Source organism: Ornithinibacillus liuyingii (assembly GCF_055550225.1).
This window is the reverse complement of sequence record NZ_JBPWOS010000009.1, coordinates 39,011-51,325: the sequence shown is the minus strand read 5'-3', so window position 1 is coordinate 51,325 and position 12,315 is coordinate 39,011. Positions and strand designations below refer to the sequence as shown.

14 protein-coding genes are annotated in these 12,315 nt (G+C 39.0%); all 14 read right to left on the bottom strand.

What is annotated here, in order from left to right; genetic code table 11:
* Positions 1-12: 12 nt before the first annotated feature.
* Positions 13-558 (bottom strand): F0F1 ATP synthase subunit delta, encoded by a 546-nt coding sequence (locus ACSKT4_RS13115; RefSeq protein WP_339213147.1) that lies wholly within the window; start codon positions 556-558, stop codon positions 13-15.
* Positions 555-1,076 (bottom strand): F0F1 ATP synthase subunit B, encoded by a 522-nt coding sequence (gene atpF, locus ACSKT4_RS13110; RefSeq protein WP_339213146.1) that lies wholly within the window; start codon positions 1,074-1,076, stop codon positions 555-557. The genes ACSKT4_RS13115 and atpF overlap by 4 nt, the downstream gene beginning before the upstream one ends.
* Before the next feature lie 118 nt (positions 1,077-1,194).
* Positions 1,195-1,407: a F0F1 ATP synthase subunit C gene (atpE, locus tag ACSKT4_RS13105; protein ID WP_186868331.1), complete on the bottom strand. Its 213-nt coding sequence runs from the start codon at positions 1,405-1,407 to the stop codon at positions 1,195-1,197.
* Positions 1,408-1,496: 89 nt separating this feature from the next.
* Positions 1,497-2,219: a F0F1 ATP synthase subunit A gene (gene atpB / locus ACSKT4_RS13100; protein ID WP_339213144.1), complete on the bottom strand. Its 723-nt coding sequence runs from the start codon at positions 2,217-2,219 to the stop codon at positions 1,497-1,499.
* Between the two features lie 17 nt (positions 2,220-2,236).
* Positions 2,237-2,611: an ATP synthase subunit I gene (locus tag ACSKT4_RS13095; protein WP_339213143.1), complete on the bottom strand. Its 375-nt coding sequence runs from the start codon at positions 2,609-2,611 to the stop codon at positions 2,237-2,239.
* On the bottom strand, positions 2,608-2,832 hold the full coding sequence (locus ACSKT4_RS13090) for an AtpZ/AtpI family protein (RefSeq protein WP_465823552.1): 225 nt from the start codon (positions 2,830-2,832) through the stop codon (positions 2,608-2,610). Before ACSKT4_RS13090 ends, ACSKT4_RS13095 begins: the two co-directional genes overlap by 4 nt.
* A gap of 496 nt (positions 2,833-3,328) precedes the next feature.
* Entirely contained in the window at positions 3,329-5,521 is a 2,193-nt protein-coding gene (locus ACSKT4_RS13085; RefSeq protein WP_465823551.1) for a S8 family serine peptidase, read from the bottom strand.
* Between the two features lie 87 nt (positions 5,522-5,608).
* Positions 5,609-6,724, bottom strand: coding sequence for a non-hydrolyzing UDP-N-acetylglucosamine 2-epimerase (gene wecB / locus ACSKT4_RS13080; RefSeq protein ID WP_465823550.1), 1,116 nt, complete (start codon positions 6,722-6,724; stop codon positions 5,609-5,611).
* A 25-nt stretch (positions 6,725-6,749) separates the two neighbouring features.
* Positions 6,750-7,379, bottom strand: a complete 630-nt coding sequence (upp, locus tag ACSKT4_RS13075) for a uracil phosphoribosyltransferase (RefSeq protein ID WP_465823549.1) — start codon at positions 7,377-7,379, stop codon at positions 6,750-6,752.
* A gap of 336 nt (positions 7,380-7,715) precedes the next feature.
* Positions 7,716-8,951, bottom strand: coding sequence for a serine hydroxymethyltransferase (locus ACSKT4_RS13070; protein ID WP_465823548.1), 1,236 nt, complete (start codon positions 8,949-8,951; stop codon positions 7,716-7,718).
* A gap of 42 nt (positions 8,952-8,993) precedes the next feature.
* On the bottom strand, positions 8,994-9,545 hold the full coding sequence (locus ACSKT4_RS13065) for a TIGR01440 family protein (RefSeq protein WP_186868324.1): 552 nt from the start codon (positions 9,543-9,545) through the stop codon (positions 8,994-8,996).
* 54 nt (positions 9,546-9,599) lie between these two features.
* A complete protein-coding gene (rpiB, locus tag ACSKT4_RS13060; protein ID WP_186868323.1) occupies positions 9,600-10,046 on the bottom strand; it encodes a ribose 5-phosphate isomerase B in 447 nt (148 codons plus the stop codon).
* A gap of 26 nt (positions 10,047-10,072) precedes the next feature.
* Entirely contained in the window at positions 10,073-11,365 is a 1,293-nt protein-coding gene (locus ACSKT4_RS13055; protein ID WP_465823547.1) for a methyl-accepting chemotaxis protein, read from the bottom strand.
* A 20-nt stretch (positions 11,366-11,385) separates the two neighbouring features.
* Positions 11,386-11,991 (bottom strand): low molecular weight protein arginine phosphatase, encoded by a 606-nt coding sequence (locus ACSKT4_RS13050; protein WP_186868321.1) that lies wholly within the window; start codon positions 11,989-11,991, stop codon positions 11,386-11,388.
* Positions 11,992-12,315: the final 324 nt, after the last annotated feature.

Sequence of the window (12,315 nt, the reverse complement as noted above, 5' to 3'; positions counted from 1 at the left end):
TCACCCCTATCATCAAATGTTCGCAAGTTTAATGTTTTGCTCAATACGGCGTAATTTACCACTGATTGTTCCATCATAAATCGTATTACCCATACGGATTTTAACGCCACCAACCAAGTGTGGGTCTACTACGTTTTCAAGCTTGACCACTGATTTGTTTAAACGTTTGGCAAATGAGTTTTCAAGCTCCGTTTTTTCCGCATCCGATAACTCACGAACAGAATATACTTTTCCTTGCGCAACGCCGCTAGCTTCGTTAACAAGCGATTCGTACGTATCTACAACGTCAGAGATCCCACTTACTCGATGACGTTCAACAAGAAGCTTTAATGTATTTAGTACATCTGTAGAAACTCCCTTGAACACTTCATCTAAGAAGGCACGCTTTTTATCATTTGTAACACGTGGATGTGCTAAAAATGCTTGTAATTCCCTGTTCTCATTGAATACTTGTCTTACAACACGCAACTCTTCTAACACTTCATTAAGTGTTGCTTTTTCGCTTGCGAGTTGGAAAAGAGCATCTGCATAACGTTTGGCAACTACTGCTTCACTCATCGCTCTTCTCCTACCTCTTTAATGTATTCGTTGATCAACTTCTCTTGATCTTGTGCACTTAATTCTTTCTCAATTACTTTACTTGCAATAAGAACAGATAAGGACGCAACTTGATCTTGAAGTGCTTGTAGTGCTTTTTCTTTTTCGTTTTGAATTTCTTCTTGTGCTGCTTTTTTGATGCGTTCTGCTTCTTGGCGAGCAGACTCGATAATATCTTGTTCCTGCTTCACACCTGCATTTTTAGCATCTTCTATCATTTTTTGAGCTTCTAATTTTGTTTGTTTTAATTGTTCATTAGCTTCTTTTGCTGCTTTCTCAGCCTCTAAACGACTTTGTTCTGCAGCTTCGATTTCATTAGCTACATATTCTTCACGCTTTTTCATCATATTCATTACTGGTCCCCATGCGAACTTGCGCACTAAGAAAAGTAAGATGGCGAAGAAGAATAATTGATATAACATGTCACCAACATGGAATCCCCAAATTACACCTGAAGCGTATATAGTGAATGCTTGCACTGAATTCACTCCTTTCAACCTGATTCAACAATCATCATTAATTGTTCATGTAGTTTCTGAGTAAAAACAACGGCGAAGTTATATTGGACAATCTTCGCCATTTTAATAGATATATGAATTAGTTACCCATTACCATTAATGCGATAACTACTGCGATGATAGGCATAGCCTCTACTAGACCTACACCGATGAACATTGTAGTTTGAAGTTGACCTTTAAGTTCAGGTTGACGAGCGATCCCTTCAACTGTACGACTTACGATTAAACCGTTACCAATACCTGCACCAAGTGCTGCTAAACCTACTGCTACTGCTGCTGCTAAAGCTCCCATAATATAAAATCCTCCTTAAAATGTATAAATAAATTTTTAATAATTTCCGGTTTTAACAGATTACTATTAAAACTGGTTAATTAATGAGATTAATGTTCTTCACTTACTTTATGTGAGATGTATACCATTGCAAGCATTGTGAAGATGAATGCTTGGATACCTCCGATAAATATAGAGAATCCTTGCCATGCTAAGAACGGAATTGCTCCACCGACAAATCCTAAGAAGCCAGAAGAGACTAAACCTACTAATAAGGCAAGTAATACTTCCCCTGCATATAAATTACCGAATAGACGCAAACCTAATGTTAATGTGTTTGAAAACTCTTCAATAATTTTAATCGGGAATAGTGGCCACATTGGTTGAAAATATGATTTCACATATTCTTTACCACCACGAAGTTTGATTCCATAGAAATGAGATAAAACAATCACCATTGCTGCTAGAGTTAGGGTAATACCAGGATCTGCTGTTGGTGATTTCCACCAAACATTATGATCATAAACTCCATTTGTAATAACACCCAACATATTTCCAACTAATATATAAGAAAATAGAGTTAATGCTAATGGTAAAAACAGCTTACCCGTTTTCCAATTCATAGTGTCATTTACGATTCCTTTAACGAAATCAAGAATCCACTCCATGACATTCTGAGCACCAGTTGGTTTCATTTGTAACTTCCTAGCACCTAGAACAGAAAGGATAAACACAATTAAGGATGTTACAGTAATCATAAATATGTTAGACAAATTGAAAGAAAGCCAGCTAATTCCAAAGACGTCGTGTACTATCGGCGCTCCGTGATCCATACTTATTCACCCCTCTTTCAAGCGCTGTTTTTATTTTTGTTCATAATAAAATCTATCATAATGACCAAATAAGAAGTCATTAATCCAATTATTACTGCAATCATATTGAAGTATTCCTCATAGCGAAGTGCTATAATGACTGCTAACGCAGCTGCGGCAAACCTTGAAATTGTACCTAATCCTCGTGTCTTCTGTTTTTTTGCTACCGCTTCCGTAAATTCAATTGTTTTCTTTTGTAAAAGATATAGATTGTAGAAACTGATGGCACTTCCTAAAAGTAGCCCGAGGAAAATACGTAAATAAGGAGTAAAGCCTGCCCCAAGTACGAGTATTGCTAGAAGGTAAAACATCCACTTCCGTTGACGGGCATATTGTATTTCAATGTTGGTCATTCCCTACTCTTCTCCCGCTCCGTGAATTTGTTTACAGTCAGAATCATTCCATAGATTCCTGCAGCTAATCCTACTAAAAGGCAAATTATTGTGAAAATTGGTTTTGTAGATAGTAGTTTATCAGCTTCTATACCTAGGAATATTCCGAAAAGTGTTCCACCCGCTAAATTAGCAGAAACCGCACTTACTAATATAATTGCTAGGTGTGGGTTTTCCCCCATTTTGTCCACTCCTAATCTAGAGCTTTATTTTGGGGAGTCATTTTGGAGAGATTTTATCAAGATTTCCTATGTAAGCAAAAAAAATTACACTGTCAAGACACCTTGATGAAAACCTTATCATTCCACACTAAGTCAGTTTACCTTAGCATGCCTTCCTTTGTCAATTGGTTTCCTAGTATTTTTGACATTTTTCACACATTCCAATTTTTGTATTTCGTGATGATGATTCGGAAGGTTATGAATGGTTCATTTAACACTTTCATTATATCGGAAATAACTAGTGTAATTCGTGACATTTTTGTGAATTTGATAGACATTTTTAAAAGATTTTCATTAGTTTTACGATGTTACAATCTGAGAATATAAAGAAAGCATATAATCGCTCCGAAAATAGACTGATACTATCTGGTATACCGCCGCACACCGATAAGGGTAAAGCCTATTTCCGAAGCTAATAAGAAAGTGATTTATCGTTCCAATCCTAGTAACATAATTGCTATGGACTGATATACAGCTCTGTTTCATAGCTTTCGAACCTACCGTCTTCCAATTGCACAGTGATGACTGCTAGATAGCTACCTGCTTGACCGATATCTCTCAGTTCTAAATATCCTTCGTTCATGCCAATTTGTGTTTCTTCTAAACGAAGTAGTGTTCGGTCATAGAGTAATGTTTGCGGGTCATAGAGTTCTACTTCTACATATCGTGTATCCTCCGTTAAATAAAGGCGATAAACAAATTCATTCTTCGAAAAAGGCTTGAGGGTAAATTCAAATCCCGATGCTTTTGGATAATCTGCTGTTTCATTGATAAACAAATATGGCAGATGATAGGTCTCCCCTTCTGAATCTAATTCTATCCACCCTTGATGAATTCCTTTTTCAAGCTGTGGAGAAGTAATACTTACTTCGACAGGAATCTCCATTGTTTCTCCCGCTTCGACGCTAAACGTCATTGGTAGCTTCCAACTTAATCCCTTTTGTTTCTTCGGTATATGAAAAGTATAGGTCTGTTCTTGATTAGATGTATTTTCGATAGTTAGATTTATTGTTTGTGTTTTGCGATATTCATTAATTTTTCCAAAGGCTAAGGATGGGTTATACATAATGGTTGGTGTTTCAATGGCTCGCTTCGGATCAACTAGTCCCATACCTTGCCCTATCGGTTCAATTGGGTTACCTGCTTCATCCTCCATACGTACTGCTGTTGTTTTTAAAGCACCAAAAATTTGTTCATTGGTCCATGTAGGCTTTGCTTCTTTCATTAGGGCAATGACACCTGCAACATGCGGCGCCGCCATACTCGTTCCTTGAAGTGGCATATAGCCACCTGGAACAGTGCTCACAATATTCGTTCCTGGTGCTAATACGTCTGGCTTCAATTCCCAATTGACTGTCACTGGACCTCTAGAGCTAAACGGAGCAATTCCACTTGGGACTTCTTCATATACCGTGTCGATATAGGGATGGCTCTCTTTCTTCGCGAATTCCTGTAACCATTCCCCATCTTCCTTGGATACAGACACAACTGGGATTTGAATTTGCTCGTTAGGACCTGTGATTGCACCTTGAAAATCACCTTCTTCATTGTTAAAAATAATGACCGCCATTGCCCCTTTCTCCTCCGCTTCCTTCGCTAAATTATAAAAAGGGATTTCCCCACGTTGGATTAAAGCAATTTTTCCATTCAGCATAGCTTCATCCGCTAAGCCAATTTCATAATCCAAGGAGAGGTCCCATGGATTGGATCCCATCATGAGGGTCATGGGTACTTTTTTCCCAGAAAGAGGGTCATAGAGTATTGGTGCGGTATGTGCATTTGCGAATGCTCCAACTGCGAGTGCGTTTGATGCCGTAGCTGGGGCGCCTACAGTCCAATTATCTGGCCCACTATTTCCATTGGCAATCACAACGGCTACTCCTAAATCGGCAGCGCGATTTACTGCGATACTTGTCGGATAATCTGGTCCGTTCACAGAATTTCCAAGGGAAAGATTAATGATATCGACACCATCCTCCACCGCCTGCTCCATTGCTGCAATCACTTGTACCGAGCTACCACTTCCTCCTGGCCCGAGTGCGCGATAGGCTCGAATCTCTGCATTCGGTGCAACCCCTTGAAGGCTTCCATTTGCCGCAATAATGCCAGCTACATGACTGCCGTGATTCGTAGGGATCCCTTCTGATTCTAATGTTTCCATCGGATCATCATCCAAATCAACTACATCATATCCACCCGAATAATTTTCCTGTAAATCTGGGTGATGATAATCAATCCCCGTATCGACAACCCCTACCGTAATTCCTTTTCCTGTGTAAGTTGTGTTGTTCAATTCAGAAGGAAGCACCATATCCGGGCTATCTTTCTCTATCTCTTCAAAAGGAATAATAGGTTCTACTGTTTGGGTTGTTTCATAGGTTTGTACAGAATGAACCGCTTTAACAAAATCCAAAGTTCCCATCTTCTCAAGCTGATCTGGAGAACCTTGTAACGCCAATCCATTAAACAGTCTTTCATAGGTCGCAATAACCGTTATAAAAGGGTGATATGTTTCTAAGTATTGTTTGTGTTCAGATGGATTTCCTTCTACTTCAATGATAACCGATTGCAAATTATCTTCTGCCAACGATGTACTAGGCATAACCAAAAGTGAGCTACAAAGCAATATTGCTAGTAGTAAAGAGCGCACGTAATCCCTCCTTATGCTTAGCATTTGTAGGATTAAGAGGTTTAATGCATAAAAAAAGAGACCACTAAATGGGTCTCTTGAATTGGATTATTGATTAAAATAGTCGACTATCGCATCTGCTATTCGGCGGGAGGCTTCCCCATCTCCATACGGATTAGAGGCTTTAGCCATTTTATCATGTGCTTCCTGGTCAGACAGTAGTTCATCTGCTAACTGGAAGATTGTCTCTTCATCCGTTCCAGCAAGCTTTAACGTTCCTGCCTCGATACCTTCTGGACGTTCTGTCGTGTCACGTAATACTAGCACAGGTACACCTAAGGAAGGTGCTTCCTCTTGAACACCACCTGAGTCTGTCAGAATTAAATGTGCTCGAGCAGCAAAGTTATGGAAATCTACTACGTCTAACGGTTCAATTAATTGAATGCGGTCATCATTTCCTAAAATATCATTAGCCGTTTGGCGAACGACTGGATTTAAATGAACCGGATACACTACTTGAATATCTTGATGTTTTTCTACTAAACGCTTAATTGCGCGGAACATTTGCTGCATATTAGTTCCTTGATTCTCCCTACGGTGAGCAGTCATTAATACTAATCGCTTCCCGTTTAAATCATCCAGAATAGAATGATGATATGCTTCATCTACTGTTGTTTTTAACGCGTCTATTGCTGTATTCCCTGTAACAACAATCCGTTCTGCCGGTTTGTTTTCGTTTAATAGATTTTGCTTCGATTTTTCTGTCGGAGCAAAATGCAAATCAGCCATAACCCCTGTTAACTGGCGATTCATTTCCTCAGGATATGGAGAATATTTATTCCACGTACGAAGTCCTGCTTCCACATGACCAACTGCAATTTGATTATATAAAGCGGCAAGCGATGCTGCAAAAGTCGTACTTGTATCACCATGAACTAGCACCATATCTGGCTTTGTTTTTTTCATTACTTCATCTAAGCCTTCTAGGGCACGGGTTGTAATCTGAGCAAGTGTCTGACCCTGCTTCATAATGTTTAAATCATAGTCTGGTGTGATGTTAAAAATCTCTAACACTTGATCGAGCATTTCTCTATGCTGAGCTGTTACCGTAACAATCGGCTCAAACTCATCTGAACGCTTTTTCAGCTCTAGAACAAGCGGAGCCATTTTAATCGCTTCTGGCCTTGTCCCAAAAATCGTCATTACTTTAAGGCGTTTTGGCATCAATATCACTCCAACATTTTAGTTATTATTTTGTACCAAACAAACGGTCACCAGCATCGCCAAGACCAGGTACGATATATGCATGATCATCTAGCTTTTCATCCAAGGCCGCTAAATAAATATCAACATCCGGATGTGCTTTCTTCACTACTTCTACACCCTCAGGAGCTGCGATTAAGCACATCAGGCGAATATTTTTAGCGCCACGCTTTTTAAGAGATTCGATTGCATCATTTGCCGATCCCCCAGTTGCAAGCATCGGATCAATTACAATAAGCTCACGTTCTTCAATATCGGAAGGTAATTTTATGTAATATTCAACTGGCTTTAATGTTTCCGGATCACGGTATAATCCAACATGACCAACCTTTGCAGCAGGAATTAACTTTAGCATTCCGTCCACCATTCCTAAACCTGCACGAAGAATTGGAACAAGGCCAATTTTCTTACCAGCTAACACTTTTGTTTTCGTAGTTGTAACCGGTGTCTCGATCGTGGTCTCTTCTAGTGGCAAATCACGAGTAATTTCAAATGCCATTAGCATAGCAACCTCATCCACTAATTCACGAAATTCCTTTGTTCCAGTATTCCTATCACGGATAAACGATAATTTATGTTGGATCAACGGATGATCTAAAACATGTACATTTCCCATTTTGACGACCACTCCTTTAGTTTAATTACATCTTTAAAATTGTACTGAAAAATAACTAGTTATTCAAGGTTAAGGTTGAAATTGTTAATAAGATGTCATGGAAATTACGGTTTGATTATATTTTGTGTTCATTTAATTGTGACCTTTAGTTCAGTACATGCGACCATTTTTCTTTTGCTTGTGCCCTTTATTCCACCACATGCGACCGATTCATCTTTACTTGCGATCTACATTTCACCACATCCACCCAATCTTGCGACCGACCTCACTCAACATACAACCAGCTGCAATTTCCCACCAAAAAAAGAGGACACCTAAAGGTATCCCCTCCACACTCTATACATATAACGGTGATTTTTCTGTTAACGCTAGTACGCGATCTGCAGCTTCTTTTAACACTGCTACGTCTTCGTGATTTTTTAATGTCATGGAAATAATGGCAGCAATTTCACGCATTTCTGCTTCTTTAAAGCCACGGGTCGTTACTGCTGGTGTTCCAATACGAATACCACTTGTAACAAATGGGCTTTCTGTATCAAAAGGAATCGTGTTTTTGTTTACGGTGATTCCAATTTCATCTAAAACATGTTCTGCAACTTTGCCGGTAATACCAAGTGGTGTTACATCTAGTAACAATAAATGATTATCCGTGCCACCTGAAACGACACGAATTCCTTCTTCAACTAATGCTTCGCCAAGTGCCTTTGCATTGGCGATGATTTGCTGGCAATATACTTTAAAGTCATCGGATAGAGCTTCCTTGAATGCCGTAGCTTTTGCCGCGATGATGTGCATTAATGGACCTCCCTGCATTCCAGGGAAGACCGCTTTATCGATTTTCTTTGCAAATTCTTCTTTACAAAGGATCATACCACCACGTGGTCCACGTAATGTCTTATGTGTCGTTGTCGTAACAAAATCAGCAAACGGTACTGGATTTGGGTGTAATCCTGCTGCGACAAGACCTGCAATATGTGCCATGTCTACCATTAAATATGCGCCTACTTCATCAGCTATTTCACGGAACTTCGCGAAATCGATAGTGCGAGAATATGCACTAGCACCAGCTACAATTAATTTTGGCTTTACTTCTTTTGCTTTTTCCAGTACTACATCATAATTAAGCTGTTCTGTGTCTTGATCAACACCATAATCAACAAAATTATACAATGTACCACTGAAGTTTACAGGGCTACCATGTGTTAGGTGTCCACCATGGTTAAGATTCATACCAAGAACTGTATCGCCAGGATCTAGAACGGAAAAATAAACAGCCATATTCGCTTGTGCACCTGAATGTGGTTGTACATTAGCATGGTCTGCACCAAATAGTTCTTTTGCACGATCACGAGCAAGATTTTCCACTACATCAACATGCTCACATCCACCATAATAACGTTTGTCCGGATAGCCTTCCGCATATTTATTGGTCAAAACAGAACCCATTGCCTCCATAACTGCTTCAGATACAAAGTTTTCCGATGCAATTAGCTCGATTTTCGTTTGTTGACGCTTTTTCTCTGCTTCCATTGCTTCAAATAATTCAATATCTGTTTGCTTTAAATGTTCCATTGGTAAAATCCTCCCTGTTTTGTCTGTATCTAAGTACATGTATTACGATCCTCTTACGTCATATACTGCTCGCATACCACCTATTAACTTTGGACGCGTTTTTGCCATGGTCACTCTTGCTTTCCCAATATAGCGTTGTTTTAATCGTACTGGGACAGCTACATGTTTCATATGCATACCAATTAATGTTTCCCCTATGTCGATTCCCGCATGCGCTTGAATATGTTCTACAACTACCGGATGTTCCATATTTTTATATGCATAAGCAGCCATCGAGCCTCCTGCTTTTGGAACCGGAACGACAGAGACTTCTTCTAATTGGTACTGGTCAGCTGTTTCCTGTTCGACAACAATGGCACGATTGAGATGCTCACAGCACTGAAATGCTAGCTGCACACCTTTTATCCTCTTTAGTTTATTCAACGTGGAAAATATTGAAGCAGCGATCTCCTCACTACCAGCGGTACCAATAGTTTCTCCCGCAACCTCACTAGTAGAACAACCAACAACGAGAATGCTATCCTTTTTCAAGTAATCTACCTGTTGAAGCTCGTGCAAAATCTCCCCTAAATCTGCTTGAATTTTGTTATTCATATGCTCACCTAGCCTAAACGAAGCAGACGAAGCTCTTCACTTCGCCTCCAACTCTTAAAGATTTTTATCCTCATATTCTTTAAGCTTGTTAAGACGGTTCTCGTGGCGTCCACCTTCAAAGTCTGTTTCTAACCAGGCTTTTGCGATTTCTCTCGCAAGACCTGGTCCGAGTACACGCTCCCCTAAAGCAATCATATTCGAATCATTATGCATACGGGTTAGCTTAGCGCTATAAACATCGGAAAGTAATGCACAACGAATTCCCTTCACCTTATTTGCAGCAATTGACATGCCAATACCTGTTCCACATACTAAAATCCCACGGTCAAACTCTCCATTCGCAACACGCTCTGCTGCTGGTAAAGCATAGTCTGGATAATCTACAGAGGTTTCACAAGAACAGCCTGTATCCTCATATTCAATACCCATCTCTTCAAGTAAGCTTTTTACTTCATTACGAATTGTCATTCCGGCATGGTCACCTGAGATAATTACCTTCATTTTATTAGCTCCTTTTCTAGCTGTGATTAGTTTACGTTAAACTTTTGAATTTGCTTGTTTAATCCATTAGCCTGTTGTTCTAAATCATGTACTAAGTTATCTACCTTGCCTATGGATGCTGCTTGTTCATGAATCGATGCATTCACTTCTTCAGCACCGGCTGAGGTTTCTTCAGCAATAGCCGCCACCTCTTGAGATTGAGATGCTGTCGCTTGAATAGACGCTAATTGCTGGTTAACAATTTTTAAGATTACTTCAATTTCATCTGCTACTTCTTCAACAGAACCAGACATTTGCTCAATAGCAGCATTCGTCGTTACACCGCTGTCCGCTTCTTTCATTGCTAGCTGTACATTTTCATTAATCTTCTTCACTACTCTACTTACATCATCTTGAATCGCTTCAATCAATTCAGAAATACGTTGAACTGCTTGTGCGCTTTGGTCAGCAAGCTTGCGGATTTCTTCTGCTACTACCGCAAAGCCCTTCCCATGCTCGCCCGCTCTTGCCGCTTCGATGGATGCATTAAGGGCAAGTAAATTCGTTTGTTCTGCAATTTCTCCAACCATTGTAATAATCGACTCGACCTGAAGGGCATTTTCTTTTAGGTGGTCTACATCCTTTAACGATAGCTCCTGGTCCTTCGCAAGCTTTTGAATGCCATCTACTAATTGATTAACAACCTTTTTACTGTTATTTAATGTTTCCAGCATCGTATTGGATTTTTCTTTAGATTGGCCAGCTTTTTCCTGAACCTTTTCTGCTAAGGCTGTTGCTTCTTCCACTGCTTCAACTGTTTGTTGAATAGCCTCTGAGGAGTTCTCTGCTCCTTTCGAAATATCTTCTACAGATGCACTAATTTGTTCAGAATGCTGGGATACTAAACTAGAAGCTTCCCGCAATTGAACAACCGATTGATTGGTATTGTTGAAATGAACATCTATATTATGCACAATTTCTTTTAGATTTGTTACCATCGCGGCAAAAGAAGTACTTAACGCGCGAATTTCATCATCAGAAGATGGAATCTCCACTTCCTGATTAAGATTCCCATTTGCAACCTCGGACGCTACTTCTGCCAGACGATTCAAAGGCTTCGTAATCAATCGAGCTGCAAAATAGGCCAATATTCCTGACCAAATTATCCCTAGAGAAAGAATGAGAATCGTATACACTTCCATCGATACTTGCCAAAACTCTGTTACATAATCATAGAGAAAATAAAGGAAAAAGGCACTAGTGGAGTAGGTAATCATCGCTAGAATTGTTGTAAACAATACCAGCTTTAACCGTAGCCCAAAGCGATATTTTTTGTTCATCTTGTTATCCCCCAGCATTTTTACTTTTTATATTTTTTAATTAATAACATAATATAATCCTCTAGTTCGTCTAATGTTTTCTGATAGGTGCTTATATCGCCTCCGAATGGATCGGAAATATCATAATTAATTAGACTACTCTCCAACTGATTAATTTTTTCTATCTCTGGGTGTAAGTATTCTTCAAGCTTTTCCTCTAGTTGGTCATTTTTTAGCTTGTGCTGATATTGTTGAATGAATTGGGAACGCTTTAGTTCATAATCGGCATATAGCGATTTTAGTTCTTCCCATACTTTTTTATCGGAATCAGATACGAATTCCTTCAAGGTATAATACTTGTCCTGAAAATTGGGAAATTGCATCATTAATGACTGCTTATGTCCGGTTGTCATCGTTAAAACGACATCCGCCCAATGAAGAAGTTTTTCTTCCACAGGTTGTGACTGGTGATCTAATGTAATTCCCTTCTCCTCGAGTACCTTTATGGTATGATGAGAGGCACGTTGATTCTTCGCAGCAAAAATCCCGGCAGATTTCACTTCTATATTTGGCATTTTCTCTTTTAATAAAGCTTCTGCCATTGGGCTGCGACAAGTATTACCTGTACAGACAAATAAAATCTTCATGAAGAATCCTCCAATTCCAGGCAAAATCATATTTCTAACTAAAATATACCATAGAATAAAGTGAGTTGACAGAAAAACAACAAATGAATATTTAGAATTACGAACATATGAATTGTAGTACTTTTTACCTAGTTACAAATCAGTAAATTGTCAAAAAATGATAAAAATTTGTGGAAATTATAATCCATAAGTATTACTATTAACATAATAAACTTAATACCTAAGTAACTAATTTAGTAATGAACATAAACTAAATACCAATTATCACCACATAACCTTTGTTATTTCTTTATACAATATAGAGTAGTCTCATTTAGGTATTAT

What these genes read in the sequence shown, in the direction of transcription:
- ACSKT4_RS13115 (WP_339213147.1), bottom strand. Translation starts at nt 558, where the DNA reads ATGAGTGAAGCAGTAGTTGCCAAACGTTATGCAGATGCTCTTTTCCAA.
- atpE (WP_186868331.1), bottom strand. Translation starts at nt 1,407, where the DNA reads ATGGGAGCTTTAGCAGCAGCAGTAGCAGTAGGTTTAGCAGCACTTGGT.
- atpB (WP_339213144.1), bottom strand. Translation starts at nt 2,219, where the DNA reads ATGGATCACGGAGCGCCGATAGTACACGACGTCTTTGGAATTAGCTGG.
- ACSKT4_RS13095 (WP_339213143.1), bottom strand. Translation starts at nt 2,611, where the DNA reads ATGACCAACATTGAAATACAATATGCCCGTCAACGGAAGTGGATGTTT.
- ACSKT4_RS13090 (WP_465823552.1), bottom strand. Translation starts at nt 2,832, where the DNA reads ATGGGGGAAAACCCACACCTAGCAATTATATTAGTAAGTGCGGTTTCT.
- wecB (WP_465823550.1), bottom strand. Translation starts at nt 6,724, where the DNA reads ATGCCAAAACGCCTTAAAGTAATGACGATTTTTGGGACAAGGCCAGAA.
- upp (WP_465823549.1), bottom strand. Translation starts at nt 7,379, where the DNA reads ATGGGAAATGTACATGTTTTAGATCATCCGTTGATCCAACATAAATTA.
- ACSKT4_RS13070 (WP_465823548.1), bottom strand. Translation starts at nt 8,951, where the DNA reads ATGGAACATTTAAAGCAAACAGATATTGAATTATTTGAAGCAATGGAA.
- ACSKT4_RS13065 (WP_186868324.1), bottom strand. Translation starts at nt 9,545, where the DNA reads ATGAATAACAAAATTCAAGCAGATTTAGGGGAGATTTTGCACGAGCTT.
- rpiB (WP_186868323.1), bottom strand. Translation starts at nt 10,046, where the DNA reads ATGAAGGTAATTATCTCAGGTGACCATGCCGGAATGACAATTCGTAAT.
- ACSKT4_RS13055 (WP_465823547.1), bottom strand. Translation starts at nt 11,365, where the DNA reads ATGAACAAAAAATATCGCTTTGGGCTACGGTTAAAGCTGGTATTGTTT.
- ACSKT4_RS13050 (WP_186868321.1), bottom strand. Translation starts at nt 11,991, where the DNA reads ATGAAGATTTTATTTGTCTGTACAGGTAATACTTGTCGCAGCCCAATG.